The 19,371-nt window shown below is 67.2% G+C and carries 17 protein-coding genes; 14 read left to right on the plus strand and 3 right to left on the minus strand.

The annotated features are described in order from the left end of the window. Positions 1–154 precede the first annotated feature (154 nt). The 5 genes from ACFZCE_RS26280 (at position 155) to ACFZCE_RS26300 (ending at position 6,214) form a co-directional block, all read left to right on the plus strand. Complete coding sequence (locus ACFZCE_RS26280) at positions 155–1,150, plus strand: response regulator (protein ID WP_390943475.1); 996 nt, start codon at positions 155–157, stop codon at positions 1,148–1,150. 3 nt (positions 1,151–1,153) lie between these two features. After that, complete coding sequence (locus ACFZCE_RS26285; protein ID WP_390943476.1) at positions 1,154–2,107, plus strand: diguanylate cyclase; 954 nt, start codon at positions 1,154–1,156, stop codon at positions 2,105–2,107. A gap of 78 nt (positions 2,108–2,185) precedes the next feature. Next, a complete protein-coding gene (locus ACFZCE_RS26290) occupies positions 2,186–2,728 on the plus strand; it encodes a sigma-70 family RNA polymerase sigma factor (protein WP_390943477.1) in 543 nt (180 codons plus the stop codon). Continuing rightward, the gene (locus ACFZCE_RS26295) at positions 2,725–3,684 is read left to right on the plus strand and encodes a FecR domain-containing protein (RefSeq protein ID WP_390943478.1); all 960 of its coding nucleotides are present in this window, start codon (positions 2,725–2,727) and stop codon (positions 3,682–3,684) included. The genes ACFZCE_RS26290 and ACFZCE_RS26295 overlap by 4 nt, the downstream gene beginning before the upstream one ends. Positions 3,685–3,769: 85 nt before the next feature. Next, entirely contained in the window at positions 3,770–6,214 is a 2,445-nt protein-coding gene (locus tag ACFZCE_RS26300) for a TonB-dependent siderophore receptor (RefSeq protein WP_390943479.1), read from the plus strand. On the opposite strand, the gene ACFZCE_RS26305 is transcribed toward ACFZCE_RS26300, so the two are convergent. Beyond that, a complete protein-coding gene (locus ACFZCE_RS26305; protein ID WP_390943480.1) occupies positions 6,202–6,705 on the minus strand; it encodes a GNAT family N-acetyltransferase in 504 nt (167 codons plus the stop codon). The two genes, ACFZCE_RS26300 and ACFZCE_RS26305, sit on opposite strands and share 13 nt — an antisense overlap. Positions 6,706–6,891: 186 nt before the next feature. On the opposite strand from ACFZCE_RS26305, the gene ACFZCE_RS26310 reads away from it, so the two are divergent. Then, a complete protein-coding gene (locus ACFZCE_RS26310; protein WP_390943481.1) occupies positions 6,892–7,278 on the plus strand; it encodes a DUF2946 family protein in 387 nt (128 codons plus the stop codon). Between the two features lie 59 nt (positions 7,279–7,337). Beyond that, positions 7,338–8,687: a PepSY domain-containing protein gene (locus tag ACFZCE_RS26315; protein WP_390943482.1), complete on the plus strand. Its 1,350-nt coding sequence runs from the start codon at positions 7,338–7,340 to the stop codon at positions 8,685–8,687. Here ACFZCE_RS26315 and ACFZCE_RS26320 read toward each other — a convergent pair. Then, a complete protein-coding gene (locus ACFZCE_RS26320) occupies positions 8,656–9,543 on the minus strand; it encodes a LysR substrate-binding domain-containing protein (protein WP_390943483.1) in 888 nt (295 codons plus the stop codon). The two genes, ACFZCE_RS26315 and ACFZCE_RS26320, sit on opposite strands and share 32 nt — an antisense overlap. A 133-nt stretch (positions 9,544–9,676) precedes the next feature. On the opposite strand from ACFZCE_RS26320, the gene ACFZCE_RS26325 reads away from it, so the two are divergent. The 7 genes from ACFZCE_RS26325 to ACFZCE_RS26355 all read left to right on the plus strand — a co-directional run bounded on the left by ACFZCE_RS26325 (position 9,677) and on the right by ACFZCE_RS26355 (position 17,526). Further along, positions 9,677–10,381: an SDR family oxidoreductase gene (locus tag ACFZCE_RS26325; RefSeq protein ID WP_390943484.1), complete on the plus strand. Its 705-nt coding sequence runs from the start codon at positions 9,677–9,679 to the stop codon at positions 10,379–10,381. A 250-nt stretch (positions 10,382–10,631) separates the two neighbouring features. Beyond that, positions 10,632–11,564 (plus strand): substrate-binding domain-containing protein, encoded by a 933-nt coding sequence (locus ACFZCE_RS26330; RefSeq protein ID WP_390943485.1) that lies wholly within the window; start codon positions 10,632–10,634, stop codon positions 11,562–11,564. A 51-nt stretch (positions 11,565–11,615) separates the two neighbouring features. Continuing rightward, on the plus strand, positions 11,616–13,127 hold the full coding sequence (locus ACFZCE_RS26335; protein WP_390943486.1) for an ATP-binding cassette domain-containing protein: 1,512 nt from the start codon (positions 11,616–11,618) through the stop codon (positions 13,125–13,127). Then, positions 13,111–14,094, plus strand: a complete 984-nt coding sequence (locus ACFZCE_RS26340; protein ID WP_390943487.1) for an ABC transporter permease — start codon at positions 13,111–13,113, stop codon at positions 14,092–14,094. The genes ACFZCE_RS26335 and ACFZCE_RS26340 overlap by 17 nt, the downstream gene beginning before the upstream one ends. A 78-nt stretch (positions 14,095–14,172) precedes the next feature. Beyond that, positions 14,173–15,255, plus strand: coding sequence for an alcohol dehydrogenase catalytic domain-containing protein (locus ACFZCE_RS26345; protein ID WP_390943488.1), 1,083 nt, complete (start codon positions 14,173–14,175; stop codon positions 15,253–15,255). 5 nt (positions 15,256–15,260) lie between these two features. Further along, positions 15,261–16,796, plus strand: a complete 1,536-nt coding sequence (locus ACFZCE_RS26350; protein WP_390943489.1) for an FGGY family carbohydrate kinase — start codon at positions 15,261–15,263, stop codon at positions 16,794–16,796. After that, positions 16,789–17,526 carry an SDR family oxidoreductase gene (locus ACFZCE_RS26355; protein WP_390943490.1) on the plus strand — a complete coding sequence of 246 codons (738 nt, stop codon included), beginning with the start codon at positions 16,789–16,791 and terminating at the stop codon, positions 17,524–17,526. Before ACFZCE_RS26350 ends, ACFZCE_RS26355 begins: the two co-directional genes overlap by 8 nt. Here the strand turns inward: ACFZCE_RS26355 and ACFZCE_RS26360 are convergent, their stop codons facing one another. After that, complete coding sequence (locus tag ACFZCE_RS26360) at positions 17,527–18,531, minus strand: substrate-binding domain-containing protein (protein WP_390943491.1); 1,005 nt, start codon at positions 18,529–18,531, stop codon at positions 17,527–17,529. It lies immediately after the preceding gene. Between the last annotated feature and the right edge of the window lie 840 nt (positions 18,532–19,371).

Here is a 19,371-nt window from a genome sequence, read left to right on the forward strand (position 1 = left end):
ATGCCCAGCCGCTACGATAAGACCCTTGTGTGTCGTTTTTTGCAACAAATGCTGCCCATCATGCCCAAGCGCGCCACGAAGCTGGCATAGTGCTATGAACTCTGTTTAAAGTGCGACGCTAGCCAGCGCGATGACCCGCCAAGAGAATTTCTGCATGGCCGCTGTTCCGCTACTGATCTGTGATGACTCGAACATGGCGCGCAAGCAACTGCTGCGCGCGCTGCCTGAAGAATGGTCTGTTTCCATCACCCAGGCCAGCAATGGCCGGCAGGGCCTGGAGGCGATCCGCCAGGGCCTTGGCCAAGTGGTGCTGCTCGACCTGACCATGCCGGAAATGGACGGCTACCAGGTGCTCGCCGCGATGCGCGAAGAGGGCCTGCGCGCGCGGGTGATCGTGGTCTCTGGCGACGTGCAGGAAGAAGCCGTGCGGCGGGTGCTGTCACTCGGCGCCATGGCCTTCGTGAAAAAACCCGCCGAGCCCGCCGAGCTGCGCCGCGTGCTCACCCATTGCGGGCTGCTGGTGCCCGGCCCGGCACCGCTGGCGCCGTTCCCCGGGGCCAACCAGGCGATTGGCTTTCATGATGCCTTCCGCGAAACCGTGAACGTGGCCATGGGCCGCGCCGCCGCCTTGCTGGCCAAGGTGCTCGGGGTGTTCGTGCAACTGCCGGTGCCCAACGTCAACGTGCTCGAAGTGGGCGAGTTGCACATGGCCCTGGCCGATGCCCAGGTGGGCCACGAGCTGACCGCCATCTGCCAGGGGTATATCGGTGGCGGCATCGCCGGCGAAGCGTTGTTGATCTTCCACGACAGCAGCCTGGCCGACATGGCGCGGCTGATGAATCGCGAATACAGCGAGCACTCGAACATGGAGATGCTGCTGGATTTGTCATCGATCTTGATCGGTGCGTGCTTGTCGGGCATCGCTGAGCAAATCGACGTGCACTTCTCCCAGAGCCACCCGCAGATCCTCGGGGAACATGCGCGCATCGATGAACTCATACGGGTCAACCAGCAACGCTGGAAGAAAACCCTCGCCGTGGAAATCAGCTACAGCGTGGAAAACCACGACATCCACTTCGATTTGCTGCTGTTGTTCACCGAGCGCTCGGTCGAGCGGCTGATCAGCAAGCTCGACTACCTGATGACCTGAGCCATGACCAAGCCCATTGAACTGACCGAGCTGCACTGGTTGCTGGCCATTACCCAGAGCATCGACGTGGGGGTGGTGGTACTCGACCGCCAGTACCACGTGAAGGTGTGGAACTCGTTCATGGAAAACCGCTCCGGGGTGGCCCCGCTCGACGCCCATGATCGCTCGTTCTTCGAGCTGTTCCCCGAGGTCGACCGGGCCTGGTTCAGCACCCGGGTAGAGAACGTCGCCACCCTCGGCACGCCGTCGTTCACCATCTGGGAGCAGCGGCCGTACCTGGTGCGCTTCGACAACTACCAGCCGATCACCGGGCAGGAGGCGTTCATGTACCAGAACACCACGCTGTTCCCGCTGCGCTCGGCGAACAACCAGGTCGAGCACCTGTGCCTGGTGATCTACGACGTGACCGACGTGGCCACCAACCGCCGGCAACTGCTGAAGGTCAACCAGGAGCTGCAAAAGCTCTCCAGTACCGACCGCCTGACCGGCCTGTACAACCGCGGCCACTGGGAAGAAGCGCTGAAGTTCGAGTACGCCCGGCATGTGCGCTACGGCAACATGTCGTCGTTGATCATGTTCGATATCGACCACTTCAAGAAGGTCAACGACACCTACGGCCACCCCACCGGGGACAAAGTCATCCAGAGCGTGGCCAACGTGGTGCGCGAGCTGATTCGCGACTCAGACATCTGCGGCCGCTACGGCGGCGAAGAGTTTGCCCTGCTGCTGCCCGACACCGACAAAGCCGGCGGGCAGATCCTCGCCGAGCGCCTGCGCCAGACCATCGAATCGATGACGGTCAAGCACGATGGCAAGGAAGTGCGCTTTACCATCAGCCTCGGCGTGGCCGACCTGGCGCGGCCGCTGGCCGACCACAAAGAGCTGATCGAGCACGCCGACCAGGCGCTGTATGCCTCGAAGAAGGGCGGCCGTAACCGGGTCAGCGTTTACGGCTAAGCGCTGGCCGTGTGGGGCAAAGGGTTGTTATCATCCAGATACAAATGATAACGCTTCCCTAATGCCAAGCCCTCCCATATGCGCGATTTGCCCACAGCCCGCCCCGGCGCCACGGCGCACCAGCAGTCGGTCACGCTGATGTACAGCGACCACCACGGCTGGCTGCACGGCTGGCTGTGGAAAAAACTCGGCTGCTCGCAGCGCGCCGCCGACATCGCCCAGGATGCCTTTTTGCGTGTGCTGGCCCTGGCAGACCCAGGCAGCATCCAGCAGCCCCGGGCCTTTTTGGCCACCACCGCCAACCGCCTGCTGATCGACGGCGCGCGCCGCCGGCGCATCGAAAGCGCTTACCTCGAAGCCCTCGCCCTGCGCAGCGAAGACCACGCCGCCCATGGCCCGGAAGCCATCCACGCGGCGGTCGATGCGCTGGAGCGGGTGTTCCAGATGCTCCAGGGCCTGCCGGCCAAGCCCCGCGAGGCGTTTTTGCTCAGCCGCCTCGACGGCCTGGCGTATGTCGACATCGCCGCGCGGCTGGGGGTATCGCCGAGCATGGTCAAGCAGTACATCGCCAAGGTGCTGGTGCACTGCTACACCACCTTGCACGGCGCCCCGGGCGCATGAACCGCGGCGTGCCGCCACCGAACGAACAGATGGTCGCCGAGGCGGCCCGCTGGCTGGCGCTGCTCGGCGACGACGCCGCCGCGCCCGGCCAGCGCGCGGCGTTCCAGGCCTGGTGCGAGCAAGACCCCCGCCACGCGCTGGCCGCGCAGCGCATGCAGGCGCTGTGGGGCGGGCTTGACGAAGTGCCCGCGGCGCCGGCCCGGGCCGCGCTCAACCGCGCCTTCAAGGGCCGCCGCGGCGGCCTGGCCCGCGGCGCCGTGGGCCTGCTGTTGCTGGCCGGGTTGGCGCTGGGCCTGTGGCGCAGTGGTGAGCCCGCGCTGTGGCTGGCCGACCAACGCAGCGCGGTGGGGGAGACCCGCCGGCTGACCCTCGCCGACGGCAGCGAGCTGCAACTCGACACCGACACCGCGCTGAACATTCGCTTCAACGGCCACCAGCGGGTGATCGAACTGCTGCGCGGCGAAGCCTGGTTCGTGGTCGCCAAAGACCCACTGCGGCCGTTCGTGGTGCGCACCGACCAAGGCAGCGTGACCGCCCTGGGCACGCGCTTTTTGGTCAGCCGCGAGGCCGATGGCGCCACCCGCGTGAGCGTGCTCGAGTCTGCCGTGGCGGCCCAGCCCAGTGGCGGCGCCGCGGTGCGGGTGGCGGCGGGGCAGTGGGCGCGCTTCAACCACGGCAGCCTGCAGGCGCCCCAGGCCATCGGCAAGGCGGACCCTAGCGCCTGGACCCGCGGCGTGCTCAGCGCGCAGAACGCGCCGCTCGCCGAGGTGCTGGCCAGCCTTGGCCGCTACCGCCACGGCGTGCTCAGCTTCGACCCGGAAGCCCTCGCCGGGCTGCGCGTGAGCGGGGTGTTCCCGCTCAACGACAGCGACGCCGCGCTACAGGCCCTCAGCGATAGCCTGCCGATCGAGGTGGCGCGGCTGACCGACTGGTACGTCACGGTCAAGCTACGTTAATAAAAAACAATCTCATTCACTGTCCCTTCCGCGGTGTGGTGCGTCATGTGAGTAAACCTTTCTTGCTCACACCAAAGGATTGCCCATGCTTCGCCCGTTCAATGCCCTCAACCCCCTGGCGCTGGCCGTGCTGCTGGCCTGCGCGGTACCCGCCGCGCAGGCCGCGCCCAGTGCCCACTTTGAAATTGCCGCCGGTGACCTCGGCCAGGCCCTCAACCGCTTTGCCGAGCAGGCCGGGCTGGCGCTGGCCTTCGACCCGGCGCTGGTCAGCGGCCGGCACACCGCCGGCCTCAGCGGTGACTACAACAGCAGTGAGGCGATCGCCCGCCTGCTCGCCGGCAGCGGCCTGCAGGCCGTACCGATCGCCGCCGGCCGCTACCGCGTAGAGGCCGCCCCGGAGCAAGGCAACGGCACCGTGCAGTTGCAGTCGACCAACATCACCTCCAGCTACGCCAGCGACAGCGTCAACGAGCCGATCGTTGGCTACGTGGCCACGCGTAGCCTGTCGGCGACCAAAACCGACACCCCGCTGATCGAAACCCCGCAGTCGATCTCGGTGGTCACCAAGGACCAGATGCGCGCCCAGGATGCCCAGTCGCTGAACCAGGTGCTGCGCTACACCGCCGCGGTGATCCCGGAAACCCGTGGCGCCACCGCCTCGCGCCTCGACCAGTTCACCGTGCGCGGGTTTTCGCCGTCGCTGTACCTCGACGGCATGCGCCTGGCCAGCAGCCGCGATGCCGCGCCGCAGCTCGATGCCTTCGACCTCGACCGCGTTGAAGTACTGCGCGGCCCGGCCTCGGTGCTGTACGGCCAGGGCACCCCGAGCGGGGTGGTGAACATGGTCAGCAAGCGCCCGACCAGCGAGCCGTTCCACGAAGTGGGTGTGCAATACGGCACCTTCAACAAGAAGCGCACCACCTTCGACCTCTCCGGCCCGCTGGATGACCAAGGTGTGTACGCCTACCGCGTGTCGGGCCTGTACGACAGCGCCGACGGCCAGGTGGAACACACCGAAACCGAGCGCCGGGCGCTGGCCGCGGCCTTCACCTGGCGCCCCAGCGAGGCGACCTCGCTGACCCTGCTCGGGCGCTTCCAGAAAGACCCGAAAGGCGCCTCGTACGGCTCGTTGCCGTCTCAGGGGGTGGTGCAGAACAACCCGCTCGGGCACATCGACATCGACCGCTACGACGGCGACAAAGCCTTCGAGAAAAGCGACCGCGAGAACTACTCGATCGGCTACCTGTTCGAGCACAAGATCAACGACCAGCTGACCTTCCGCCAGAACGCCCGCTACCTGCGCAGCGAAGGCCTGTACCGCAGCCTCTACAGCAACGGCTTCGCCAAGGACAGCAGCGGCAACATCATCGATTACCGCACCCTCAGCCGCTCGACCATCGCCACCGACGTGAACATCGACGCCTACAACCTGGATAACCAGCTGCAGGCCAAGTTCGACACCGGGCCGATCAAGCACACCGTGCTGTTTGGCGCCGATTACCTCTACACCAGCACCGACACCCTCTCCGGCTCGGGCGTGGGGCCAACCCTGGATGTGTTCAACCCGGTGTATGGCGTGCCGGTCACCACCCCGGCCTACAGCGCCGATGCCACCGCGCGGGCGCAGCAAAAAGGCCTGTACCTGCAAGAGCAGATGAAGTGGGACCGCCTGGTGTTGCTGTTGGGCGGCCGCTACGACTGGGCCAACAACCACAACACCAGCGAGCGCCTGGCCACCGGGGTGAAAACCAAAACCGCCTACGACAGCGAAGCCTTCACCGGCCGCGCCGGCCTGGTGTACCTGTTCGACAACGGCCTGGCGCCGTACATCAGCTATGCGGAATCCTTCGAGCCGCAGTCGGGCACCGCCTACGGCAACAAGCCGTTCATGCCCACCGAGGGCAAGCAGTATGAGCTGGGCATCAAGTACCAGCCGCCGGGCGGCGATAGCTTCATCACCGCGGCGGTGTTCGACCTGCGCAAACAGAACGTGACCACCCTCGACCCAGACCCCACCCACCTCTGCAACGGCAGCCGCTGCAGTGTGCAAGCCGGTGAAGTGCGCTCACGCGGCTTCGAACTCGAGGGCAAGGCGGCGCTGACCCGCAACCTCGACATCGTCGCCGCCTACGCCTACCTGGATAACCGCTACAGCAAGTCGAACGTGGCCAGCGGTGCCGCCTCCAAAGGCGCCACCCCGTGGGGCGTGCCGCGCCACACCGCGTCGGTGTGGGCTGATTACACCTTCCGCGAAGGCCCGCTGAAGGGCTTCGGCATGGGCGCCGGCACGCGTTACGTGAGTTCGTCCAACGACGACGCCAACACCTTCAAGGTGCCGGGCTACACCCTGGTCGACGCCGCCGTGCACTACGACATCCCCCACGTGTACACCCCGGCCGACAACCTGCGCCTGGCGATCAACGCCACCAACCTGGGCGACAAGAAGTACGTGACCAGCTGCTACTCCAGCGACTGGTGCTGGTACGGCTCGCAGCGCACCGTGCAGGCGAGCGCCACCTACCAGTGGTAACGGGCCATATGGGTGGTTTGCCACACCGGCTCGGCCTCGGTTAGCAGCAGCTCGAAGCCCTGGCGCTGCCAGAAGGCCAGCGCCCCAGGCAAGAACGGATGGGTGTGCAGGTACAGCGCCTGCACACCAGCGGCCTTGGCCTGGGCCAGTAATTGGCTGACCAGCGCGCTGGCCACGCCGGCGCGGCGCAGGCGTGGCGCCACGAACAGGCGCACCACCTCGGCGGTGCGCCAGGGCGTGAAGTCCAGCGCGGCGAAGCGGTGGTCGTAGCGGCGGTAGCCAATGCTCGCCACCACCTCGCCGCTGGGCGCCCGGGCCAGCAAAAAACAGCCCTCGCCCTGGCAATAGGTGGCCTCGAAGCGGGCCAGGTCCGCGGGCATTGCCTCGGGGTTGGCCCGGCTGCCGAACAGCTCGCGCCAGGCGCGGTAGGCGAACTGGGTGGCTTCGTTCACGGCGGGGGTGTTGGCGCTGACGGTGTGTAGGTTGAGCATCGTATTCACAGTTTTATGGCCCCTCGCCCGGCACAGCCGGCCCACGGGTTCTGTGCTGCCTAGGAAATCAAGGGCCACACAAGGCTGGTGGGAGGCCGGCTGTGCCGGGCGAAGGGCCCTCAAGCCCTTCACAAACCGCAAAGAGTGCCCTTGCCACCAGCCCCCGGCAAGGCTAGATTGCGCGCCATGTTTTCTGCCCGCGGTTTTCGTGCCCACGTGGCCTGGGTGTTGTTCGCCCTGGTGCTGCTCAATGGCTTGGCCTGTAGTTTCGGCCACGGCCTGATGATGGCTGGGCCACCGGCCAAGGCACCGATGAAAATGCCCGCCGGCATGCACATGGACCACGGCCAGGCCATGGCCGACCTGCAAAAGCCCATGCCGATGCCCATGCAGGGCATGCAGAACCCCTTCGAGCACTGCTTCTTCGCCAGCACCGTACCGCTGGCGTTGTTGGTGTTCGCCGCGCTTGGCTGGTTGCTGCGCAGCCGCCGGCCGCGGCCACCGCTGGCGCCGGCCGAACCGCTGCGCCCGCCGCGCTGGCTGTTGCCGGCGCTCAACCCCCAGGCGCCCTGAAACGCCCCTTGCATTGCCGTTCACATTCCTGACCGACTTTTTGCGAGGAAGGCGTTCCCATGCCTGCTATTTCTATCGCGCCGCGCGCCGCCTGGGCGGCGCTGCTGATGCGCCTGCATTTTTACATTGGCCTGTTTATCGGGCCGTTCCTGCTGGTGGCCGCCCTGAGTGGGGTGGGCTACGCGCTCACCCCACAACTGGAAAACTGGCTGTACGCCGAAGCCCTGCACACCCCCGCCGGTGGCCCACCGTTGCCGCTGGCGCGCCAGGTCGAAATCGCCCAGGCCCAGGTGGGCGAAGGCCTCGCCGTGGCCGCGGTACGCCCCGCCGCCGCCCCGGGTAGCACCACCCGGGTGATGTTCTCGGCGCCCGGCATGGGCGCCTCGGAACACCGCGCGCTGTTCATTGACCCGAGCACCGGCGCGGTACGCGGCGACCTGCCGGTGTACGGCACCAGCGGCGTGCTGCCGCTGCGCACCTGGCTCGACCAGTTTCACCGCGGCCTGTTGCTCGGCGATCTAGGCCGGCTGTACAGCGAGCTGGCCGCCTCCTGGTTGTGGGTGGCGGCGCTCGGCGGCCTCTGGCTGTGGTGGCGCCGGCCCGGCCGCGCCCGCGGCCTGCGCCGGCTGCACCGAACCAGCGGGCTGTGGCTGTTGCTGGGGCTGCTGTTTTTTTCCGCCACCGGGCTGACCTGGTCGCAATACGCCGGCGACAACATCGGCGTGCTGCGCGGGCAGTTCGGCTGGGGCACGCCGAGCGTGAACACCCGCCTGGGCCACGCCCCCGCGGCGATGGCCATGGGCGGCGAGCACGCCGAGCACCACATGGCGATGGCCATGGCGCCGGTGGCGCTGGCGCCAGCGATGTTCGACAGCGCCCTGGCCGCCGCCCGTGGCGCCGGCATCGATGCCGCCAAGGTGGAGGTGCGCCCGCCGGCCGGGCCCGGCCGCGCCTGGGTGGTCAGTGAAATCGACCGCGGCTGGCCGACCCAGGTCGATGCCGTGGCGCTGGCGCCGGGCAACTTTGCCGTGCTCGACCACACCGAGTTCGCCCACTTCCCGCTGGCGGCCAAGCTCACCCGCTGGGGCATCGACGCGCACATGGGCAGCCTGTTCGGCTGGCCCAACCAGTTGCTGCTGGTGCTCACCGGCCTGGGCCTGGCGCTGATGGTGGTGCTCGGCTACCTGATGTGGTGGCGCCGGCGCCCGGCGCTGAATGCCGGGCTGACCCTCGCCCAGGCCTGGCGGCAATTGCCGCGGGGCGGGCAGGGCGGGGTGCTGCTGGCCGCGCTGCTGTTGGGCCTGAGCCTGCCGGTGATGGGCGCCAGCCTGCTGCTGTTGCTGGCGTTTGACCTGTGGCTGAGCGGGCGGCTGCGCGCTAGCCCGCTTGCGCTCGCAGCCAGGCCTTGAGCGCCTGCAGCGCGGCGGGCGCGCGTGCCTTGCGCGGGCTGACCAGGTAAAAGCTGCCTGGCGCCGCCCAGTGCAGCGGGCACAGTTGGCGCAGTTGCCCGCGGCTGAGCGCCTCGCTGACAAAAAACGGGCTGGCCAGCACCGCGCCCTGGCCGGCGACCGCCGCGTCGATGGCCAGGCTGGTCTGGTTGAAGCTCAACTGCCGCGGCGCTGCCTCGCGCGGGCCGGGCAGTAGCCGGTCGAGGAACGCTGGCCAGGCATCGTGGGCATCGCGCAGCAGCGGGTAGCGCGCCCATTGTTCGGCGGTTTCTGGCAGGCCCAGGCGCTCGACCAGCGCCGGGCTGGCCACCGCGACCAAGGTGTTTTCCAGCAGCAGTTCCACCTCCAGCCCCGGCCCGAACGGCGGCTGGCCAAGGCGCACGGCGAGGTCTACGCCGTCGGTGTGAAAGCGCGACAGTTGATCGCTGGCCAGCACCCGCAGGTCGATGCCTGGGTGCGCGGCGCTGAACCGCGGCAAGCGCGGGATCAACCACTTGGCGGCGAACGTGGGGGTGGTGCTGAGGGTCAGGTGCTGCGGCGCCGGGCGCAGCGCTTCGGTGGCCTGGGCCAACTGCTCGAAGGCCCGGCGCACGCTGCCCTGGTAGGCCTGGCCAGCGGCGGTGAGGGCCAGGCCACGGCGCTGGCGGTCAAACAGTTGCACCGCCAGGGCGGCTTCCAGCCCGCGCACCTGCTGCGCCACCGCGCCTTGGGTCACGCCCAACTCGTCGGCGGCCAGGCGGAAATTCAAATGCCGCGCGGCCACTTCGAACACGCGCAGGGCGTTGAGCGAGGGCAAGCGGCTGAAGCGTTCACTCATGGCTGTAGTTTCTCTACTGGCAGGAAGCAGCTGGGCGCTCTCTCTGGTTGCCCGGGTGGCTGCTAGGCTGCTGCCAAGCCTATAGAAAACCACGCCGTTGCAGAACGGCTATCAGATCGGAGAACACCCAGCCATGGCCATCGAAAAAGTCGCCATCCTCACCGCCGCCGGCAGCGGCATGGGCGCCGCCGCCGCCCAGCGCCTGGCCGCTGACGGTTACCGCGTCGCAATCTTGTCTTCCTCCGGCAAGGGCCAGGCCCTGGCCGAAAGCCTGGGCGGTTTGGGGGTAACAGGCTCGAACCAGTCCGCTGAAGACTTGCAGCGGCTGGTGGAGCAGACGATGGCGCGCTGGGGGCGGGTCGATGTGTTGGTCAACAGCGCCGGCCACGGCCCGCGTGGCCCGGTGCTGGAGCTGACCGACGAGCAATGGCACCTGGGCATGGACACCTACCTGCTCAACGTGATCCGCCCCAGCCGCCTGGTGGCGCCGATCATGCAGGCCCAGGGCGGCGGCGCGATCATCAACATCTCCACGGCCTGGGCCTTCGAGCCCGCCGCGATGTTCCCCACCTCCGCGGTATTCCGCGCCGGGCTGGCCGCCTTTACCAAGCTGTTCGCTGATCAGCAGGCCGTGCACAACATCCGCATGAACAACGTACTGCCCGGTTGGATCGACAGCCTGCCGGCACTCGACGAACGCCGCGACAGCGTGCCGCTGGGCCGCTATGGCAGCAGTGAGGAAATCGCCGCCACGGTGGCGTTCCTGGCGTCGGCGGGGGCGGCGTATATCACCGGGCAGAATTTGAAGGTGGATGGGGGGTTGATGCGCGGGGTGTGAGGGTTTTGCGCTGGGCATGGCGGCCCCTCGCCCGGCACAGCCGGAGTGCCGGACCACGGCCTCCCACCAGGTTTGTGTGAGTATTTGATTTACTGAGCAACACAGAACCCGTGGGAGGCCGGCTGTGCCGGGCGAAGAGCCATCAGCCTTGTTACAACTCCACCTTGCCGCCCCACGATTCCTCTGCTAACGTCAAAAATGTTAACGATGACATTCTGTAAAACAACAACAAAATACAGGATTTGCCGCCATGACCCACCGCTCCGCGCCGCGTGCGCGCACCTCGCTGTTCGCCTTTGCCCTGGCCGCCGCCGGCCTGTGTTTCACCGCCTCCGCGCACGCCGCGCCGCTGAAGGTTGGCGTGTCGTTCCAAGAGATCAACAACCCCTACTTCGTGACCATGAAGGGCGCCCTGCAAGATGCCGTGGCCAGCCTCGGCGGTACGCTGCTGGTCACCGATGCCGCCCACGACGTTGCCAAGCAGATCAACGACATCGACGACCTGCTGCAAAAGCAGATCGACATCCTGATCATCAACCCGACGGACTCTGTCGGCGTGCAGTCGGCGGTCAAGGCCGCCCACGACAAAGGCGTGGTGGTGGTGGCGGTCGACGCCCAGGCCGAAGGCCCGCTGGATTCGTTCGTCGGCTCGAAGAACTACGACGCCGGCGTGCAAGCCTGCCAGTACCTGGGGGAGCAACTCGGCGGCAAGGGTGACGTGGGCATTCTCGACGGCATCGCCGTGGTGCCGATCCTCGAACGCGTGCGCGGCTGCAAGGACGCCCTGGCCAAGTTCCCCGGGATCAAGCTGGTGGCCACGCAAAACGGCAAGCAAGAGCGTGACCAGGCGCTGACCGTGACCGAAAACATGCTCCAGGCCCAGCCCGGGCTCAAGGGCTTGTTCAGCGTGAACGACACTGGCGCCCTCGGCGCGCTCACCGCCATCGACGCCAGCGGCAAAGACGTGAAGCTGGTCAGCGTGGACGGCGCGCCGGAGGCGATCAAGGAAATCCAGAAGCCCAACAGCAAGTTCATCGCCACCTCCGCGCAATACCCGCGTGACCAGGTGCGCATCGCCCTGGCCATGGCCCTGGCGAAGAAGTGGGGCGCCCACGTGCCGCAAACGGTGCCGGTCGACATCCTGTTGGTCGACCGTGACAAGGCCAAAACCTTCAGCTGGTAAGCCACTGCACGGCGCCCGCCGCCGGGCGGGCGCGTTTCGGAGACGCGGGCCATGGGCAGCCTTCTGCAACTCGATGACATCTGCAAGCGCTACCCCGGAGTGCAGGCGCTCAAGGCGATCAGCCTGAGCGTGGAGCCGGGGGAGATCCACGCGCTGCTGGGCGAGAACGGCGCGGGTAAATCCACCCTGATGAAAATCCTCGCCGGGGTCGAGCGGCCCGACGAAGGGCGGATCGTGTTCGCCGGCGAAGAGCGGCGCTTTGCCAGTTACCACGACGCCATCGCCGTGGGCATCGGCATCGTGTTCCAGGAGTTCAGCCTGATCCCCTACCTGAACGCCGTGGAAAACATCTTCCTCGGCCATGAGCGGGTCAACCGCTTTGGCCTGCTGAACAAGCGCGCCATGCGCGACACCGCCGCCAGCCTGTTCGCCCGGCTGGGCGTGAACATCGCCCTGGATTGCCCGGTGCAGGCGTTGTCGGTGGCCCAGCAACAGTTTGTGGAGATCGCCAAGGCGCTGGCGCTGGAGGCGCGCTTGCTGATTCTCGACGAGCCCACCGCCACCCTCACCCCCACCGAGGCAGCGCTGCTGTTCGAGGTGATGCGCGAGCTCAAGCGCCAGGGCGTGGCGATGATTTTCATCTCTCACCACCTGGAAGAAATCTTCGACGTGTGCGACCGCATCAGCGTGCTGCGCGACGGCGCCTACGTGGGCGCCATGGAGGTGGCCGGGGCAAGCATGGGCCGGCTGGTAGAGATGATGGTCGGGCGCAAGCTCGAGGCCAGCTTCCCGCCCAAGGCCGCCAGCCCCAGCCGCGAGGTGGTGCTCAAGGTCGAGGCGCTGCAGCTGGCGCGTGGCGGCCCGGTGAATGCCTTCGAGCTGCGCCGTGGCGAGATTCTCGGCTTTGCCGGGTTGGTCGGCTCGGGCCGCACCGAGCTGGCGCTGGGGGTGATCGGCGCTTTGCCCAGCGTGCGCCAAAGCCTGCAGCTCAACGGCCAGCCGGTGCGCCTGCGCGACCCCGCCGCGGCCCTGGCCAAGGGCATCGGCCTGCTGCCGGAAAGCCGCAAAAGCGAGGGGCTGGTGGTGGGCTTCAGCATTCGCGAGAACATCGCCCTGAACAACCTCGGCAAATACGAAAACAGCGCCCGGTTGATCGACCACGGCCGTGAGCGCGAGTCGGTGCGGGCGCTGATGAAGCAACTGGCGATCAAGGCCCCCGGGCCGGAAAGCAAAGTGGTCAACCTCAGCGGCGGCAACCAGCAAAAGGTGGTGATCGCCCGCTGGGTCAACCACCACTGCCAGGTGTTGATTTTCGATGAGCCCACCCGCGGCATCGACGTGGGCGCCAAGGCGGAGATCTACGCGCTGATGCGCGCCCTGACCGAACAAGGCTACGCCATCATCCTGATCAGCAGCGAGCTGCCGGAAATTATCGGCCTCAGCGACCGGGTGGCGGTGTTCAACAAAGGCGCGATCGTTGCCACCTTGGAAGGTAGCGCCCTCAACCCTGAGCAGGTGATGTTCCACGCCACCGGGAGCCAGCCCCATGACCACCTCCATTGAACGCAGCGCCAGCCGCCGCCCCTCGCGCTGGGGCGCGGTGCCGCAGGTGACCCATTCACCCGCGTTCCTGCCCTTTATCGGGCTGCTGCTGGTGACCACCTTCATGGTTTTCGCCAGCGACAACTTCCTCACCACCGCCAACCTCGAGAACGTCGCCCGGCAGGTGTCGATCAACGCCATCATCGCCGTGGGCATGACCTGCGTGATCCTCACCGGCGGCATCGACCTCTCGGTGGGGCCGGTGATGGCGCTCTCCGGCACCCTCACCGCCGGCTTGATGGTCGCCGGCCTGCCGCCGCCGCTGGCGATTGCCGTGGGGCTGGCGGTGGGCATCGGCTTTGGCCTGGGCAACGGCGTGCTGGTGGCGTTTTTGCGCATGCCGCCGATCATCGTCACCCTCGCCACCATGGGCATCGCCCGTGGCCTGGGGCTGCTGTACACCGACGGCTACCCGATCTCCGGCCTGCCCGACGGCTTTGCCTTCTTTGGCCGCGGCACCCTGCTGGGCGTGCAGGTGCCGATCTTGATCATGCTCGCCACTTACGCGGTGGCCTGGGTGCTGCTGCAGCACACCCGGGTGGGGCGCTATGTGTACGCCATCGGCGGCAACGAAGAAGCGGTGCGCCTCTCCGGCATTCGCGCGCCACGGGTCAAGCTGCTGGTGTATGCCATCAGCGGCTTCACCGCGGCGGTGGCCGGGCTGGTGCTCACCTCACGCTTGATGAGCGGGCAGCCCAACGCCGGCGTCGGCTTTGAGCTAGACGCCATCGCCGCGGTGGTGCTCGGCGGGGCGTCGATCGCCGGGGGCCGCGGGGTGATCCTCGGCACCCTGGTGGGGGCGATGCTGCTCGGCGTGCTCAACAACGGCCTGAACATGCTTGGGGTGTCGCCCTACGTTCAAAGCGTGATCAAGGGCGGGATCATCCTGCTGGCCATTTACATCAGCCGCCAGCGCAGCGTGCGCTGAGCGGCCTTCAACAACCGGCAGTGCCCGGCGGCCGCGTGCCGCCCGGGCTTGGCTCATCCTCGATAAAGGTGAACAACAATGAGCGATACCCAGATGCACGCCGTGGTCTGCCACGGCCCCAAAGACTACCGCCTCGAACGCCTCGGCAAGCCCACCCCCAACGCCTTGGAGCTGGTGATCCGCATCGGCGCTTGCGGCATCTGCGCCAGCGACTGCAAATGCCACTCGGGCGCGGCGATGTTCTGGGGCGGCGAAAGCCCCTGGGTGAAGGCACCGGTGATTCCCGGCCATGAGTTCTTCGGCTATGTAGAGGCCGTGGGCGAGGGCGCCGAAGAGCACTTCGGGGTAGCGCTGGGCGACAAGGTGATCGCCGAGCAGATCGTGCCCTGTGAAAAATGCCGCTTCTGCAAAAGCGGCAAGTACTGGATGTGCGAGGTGCACAACATCTTCGGCTTCCAGCGCGAAGTCGCCGACGGCGGCATGGCCCAGTACATGCGCATCCCGCGCACGGCGATCGTGCACCGCATCCCCGAGGCGATCAGCCTCGAAGACTGCGCGCTGATCGAGCCCATGGCCTGCTCGATCCACACCGTCAACCGCGGCGACGTGCAACTCGATGACGTGGTGGTGATCGCCGGCGCCGGCACCCTCGGCCTGTGCATGGTGCAGGTGGCGCACCTGAAAACCCCACGCAAGCTGGTGGTGATCGACCTGGTCGACGAGCGCCTCGAGCTGGCGCGCAAGTACGGCGCGGATGTAGTGATCAACCCGGCGCGGGAAGACGCCAAGGCGATCATCAACGGCCTCACCGGCGGCTACGGCTGCGACGTGTACATCGAAACCACCGGCGTGCCGGTGGGCGTGACCCAAGGCCTGGAGCTGATCCGCAAGCTGGGGCGCTTTGTGGAGTTCAGCGTGTTCGGCGCCGAAACCAGCGCGGATTGGTCGATCATCGGTGACCGCAAAGAGCTGGACGTACGCGGCGCCCACCTGGGGCCGTACTGCTACCCGGTCGCCATCGACCTGTTCGAGCGCGGGCTGGTCACCTCCAAGGGCATCGTCACCCATGACTTCGGCCTGGAGGATTTCGCCGAGGCCTTCGAGCTGGCCAACTCGACCCGCTCGATCAAGGTGCTGCTCAAGCCCAAGGCCGAGGAGTAACGCCGGTGGACTGCGTGATCGGGGTAGACATCGGCACCCAGAGCACCAAGGCGCTGTTGGTTGACGCCCAGGGCGCGGTGCTGGCCCGGCACAGCGTGGCCTACCAGGTGAGCACGCCGCGCCCCGGCTGGGCCGAACAGTGGCCGCAGGTGTGGCTGGAGGCGGTGCTCGCGTGCATCGCCGAATGCGTGCGCCAGGCCCCCGGCCGGGTGCCGGGAGCGCTGTGCGTGAGCAGTTTGTACGGCGGCTCGGGGATTGCCGTGGACGGCGCCTGCCAGCCGCTGTACCCCTGTTTGATCTGGATGGACCGCCGCGCCGAAGCGCAGGTTGCGCGGCTGCAGGCCGAGCTCGACCTGCCCGCCCTGCAAGCCGCCACCGGCAACGGCATCGACAGCTACTACGGCTTTACCAAAATGCTCTGGCTCAAGGAGCAACAGCCGGAAGTGTGGGCGCGCACCCGCTGGCTGCTGCCGCCAAACAGCTACGTGAACTGGGTGCTCACCGGCGAAGTGGCGGTGGACCACAGCAGCGCCGGCAACATCGGCGGTGTGTATGACCTCGAGGCCCGCGCCTGGTCAGTACCCTGGCTTGAGCGGCTGGGCATCGAGCCAAGCAAGATGCCCGAGCGGCTGCTGTATTCCGATGAAGTGGTCGGCGGCCTGCTGCCCGCCATGGCTGAACAACTCGGCCTGCCCGCCGGGCTGCCGGTGCTCGCCGGCGGGGTAGACGCCGCCATGGCCACCCTCGCCGCCGGGGTGAGCCAGCCGGGCAACCACGTGGCGATGATCGGCACCAGCATGTGCTGGGGCTACCTGCAGCCCCACGCCGATGCCCGCCATGGGCTGGTGAGCTTCCCCCACGTGCACAACGGCCAGCGAGACCTCTACTGCTTCGGCGGCGCGCTCACCGCCGGCGCCTCGGTGAGCTGGTACCGGCAAGGCTTTTGCCAGGCCGAAATCGACGCCGCCGCCGCCCGCGGCGAAGACCCGCATCAACTGCTCGAAGCCGCCGCCGCGCACATCCCCGCCGGCAGCGACGGGGTGTTGTTCTTGCCCTACCTGATGGGCGAGCGCAGCCCGATCTGGGATGCCTCGGCCAGCGCTGCGTTCATTGGGTTATCCCTCGCCCACGGCAAGGCCCACTTCTACCGCGCCGTGCTCGAAGGCGTGAGCCTGGCGCTGCGGCACAACATGCAAGCCGGCCAGCACGCCGGGCAAACCCTCGACCCGTTCCTCATCGTGGTCGGTGGCGCCGCCCATTCAGACCTGTGGATGCAGATCATCGCCGACGTTACCGGCCTGCCGGTGCGCACCCTGGTCGACGACGTCGAGGCCGCCCACGGCGCCGCCTTGCTCGCCGCCCGCCACGCCGGGTTGGTCAGTGCCGAAGGCCTGGAGCGCGGCTGGGTGCACCTGCGCGAGCGGGCCCAGCCCGAGCCACGGGCCCAGGCCCGCTACCAGCGCTTGTTTGCCCAGTACGTGCAGCTTTACCCGCTGCTCAAACCCGCCATGCACAGCCTCAGGGGCCTTCGCGATGAGTGACTACAGCTTCGACTTCAGCGGCCAGCACGTGGTCGTGACCGGCGCCACCAGCGGCATCGGCCGCGAAGTGTGCGTGCGCCTGCTCGCCTGTGGCGCGGCGGTCACCGCCCTGGGCCGCGACGCCGCGGCACTGGAAGCCCTGCAAGCCCTTGGCGCCCAGCCCTGCCAGGTCGACCTGCTCAACCCCAGCGCGGTGGCCGCGGCCTGCGCCGGCCTGCCGCTGGCCCACGGGCTGGTGAACTGCGCCGGCATCGCCTGCCTCGAGCCGGCCACCGAAGTGACCGCCGAGGTGTTCGACCAGGTGATGGCGGTCAACGCCCGCGCCGCCGCCCTGGTCGCCGCCAGCGTGGCGGCAAAGATGATCGCCGCGCAGGTGCACGGCAGCATCGTTAATGTGTCTAGCCAAGCCTCGATGGTCGGCCTGTTCGACCACCTCGCCTACTGCGCCTCGAAAGGCGCGATGGACGCCATGACCCGCGTGCAATGCGTGGAGTGGGGCGCCCATGGCATCCGCGTAAACGCCGTGAACCCGACCGTGACCCTCACGCCGATGGCCGCCCACGCCTGGGGCGAACCGGCCAAGCGCGACCCGATGCTGGCGGCCATCCCCCTGGGTAAATTCGCCATGCCGGTAGACGTGGCCGCGCCGGTGCTGTTCCTGCTCAGCCAGGCCGCGGCGATGATCAGCGGCGTGTGCCTGCCGGTGGATGGCGGCTACACCAGCCGCTGATCAGCCTTCGAGCTCACCGACCATCACCTCGCGCACCGCCGGCCGCCCCGGTTGCTGGATTTGCTCCAGCACCAGGCGCATGGCGGTCTCGCCCGTGCGCAAGCCATCGTGGGCCACGCAGGCGATGGGGATCTCGAAAATATCGGCAAACGGCAGGCGGTCAATGCCACAGATCGCCAGGCTGCTGCGCGGGATGCCGCGGTCCCTCAAGGCCTTGAGCGCGCCGAGGGTAATCAGCTGGTTGAAACCAAACAGCGCATCCGGCGCGCCGTGTTCATCCAGGTAGGCGAGGGCGGCGCGGTAGGCCGGCTCCAAGGTGTAATCCCCGGGGATCACATCCAGCCGCACCTCGCGGCCACTGCCAGCAATCGCCTGCTGCAAGCCAGCCAGGCGATCATGGCTGATGCGCGACCGCGCCGGCCCGGTCAGCGCCAACACCCGGCGCACCGCCGGCTGGCGCGCCAGCAGGTAAGCCCCGGCCTTCACCCCACTGTGGAAGTTATCCAGCACCACCAGGCTGAACGGCGTGCCGTGCAGGGTGCGGTCCAGCTGCACCACCGGCACATCGCCGTTGCGCAACTGGCTGAGGTACGCTGGCTGGTAACCGGGCTCATCCGACACCGGCGACAGGATGATCCCCGCCACCCGGTAGCCGAGCAGGGTTTGAATGGCTTTTTCTTCCAGCTCCGCCACGCCGTCGGTGTCGATCAGCATGATGGTATAGCCCTGGCGCTTCGCCTCGCGGGAAATGCCCTGGATCATGTCGCTGTAGAACGGGTTGTACACCGACGCGGTGACCACCCCCACGATCAAACTCTCGCTGCGCTTCAAGCCCCGCGCGAACGCATTGGGCACGTAGTCCAGCTCCCGGGCAATGCCAAGGATGCGCTCGAGGGTTTGCGGCTTGAGCAACTGCGGCTGGTTGAAGGCCCGCGACACAGTGATGGTGGTGACGTTCGCCAGGCGGGCGACATCGGTGATGGTGGCGGCTGCCTTTTTGCTCATGCGGCCCGGGGCTCCGCTTGCCGGCGATTGATAAGCCATGATCCGGTGCATGGGGGTGGGATGCAAGGTGCTTTGTGGGGGGGCTGCACCCGGTGTGCATTCAGGGGGTGGCGAGAGCGGCGCAATCATCGTAATGTTGGGCCTGGGCTCGCCCTCGCTTCCGTTGGCAGCTTAGCCTGCCCCCGTGGCGCATCGACGCCTTGGCGGGGCGAGTCCTCTTCTTTCAGGGGTACGCTGTGCATTGTGGTGGTTTTACTGCGCGCATGGCTTGGCTGGCCCCTCGCCCGGCACAGCCGGGATGCCGGACCACGGCCTCCCACTGTATCTGTGTAAATCCTTGATTTCCGCGACAATACACATCCCGTGGGAGGCCGGCTGCGCCGGGCGATAGGCCCTCAAGCCCCTGCACTAACCCCCACCTCCACCTCTACCTACCGGGTGGGGTAGGCTGTTCACTCAAGCGATCAGCATGGTGAATCCAGGGTTATAAACCCTGATGTTGTGTTGGTGGGTTTTGCTGCGCGCATGGGCTGCCTGGCCCTTCGCCCGGCACAGCCGGGATGCCGGACCACGGCCTCCCACCAGTTCTCTGTAAAACTTTGATTTCCGGGACAATACACATCCCGTGGGAGGCCGGCTGCGCCGGGCGAGAGGCCCTCAAGCCCCTGCACTAACCCCCACCTCCACCTACCGGGTAGGCTGTGCACTCAAGCGATCAGCATGGTGAATCCAGGGTTATAAACCCTGTAGTGGTCTACTAACCCCGGACACCTCGATAGGTGAAAATGACCCTATCGAGGAGCTTTTCATGACCAAGAAGTACAGAAAATTCGATCCCAG

Origin of the sequence: Pseudomonas sp. NPDC007930 (assembly GCF_042958985.1) — a bacterium.
Lineage (GTDB): Bacteria > Pseudomonadota > Gammaproteobacteria > Pseudomonadales > Pseudomonadaceae > Aquipseudomonas.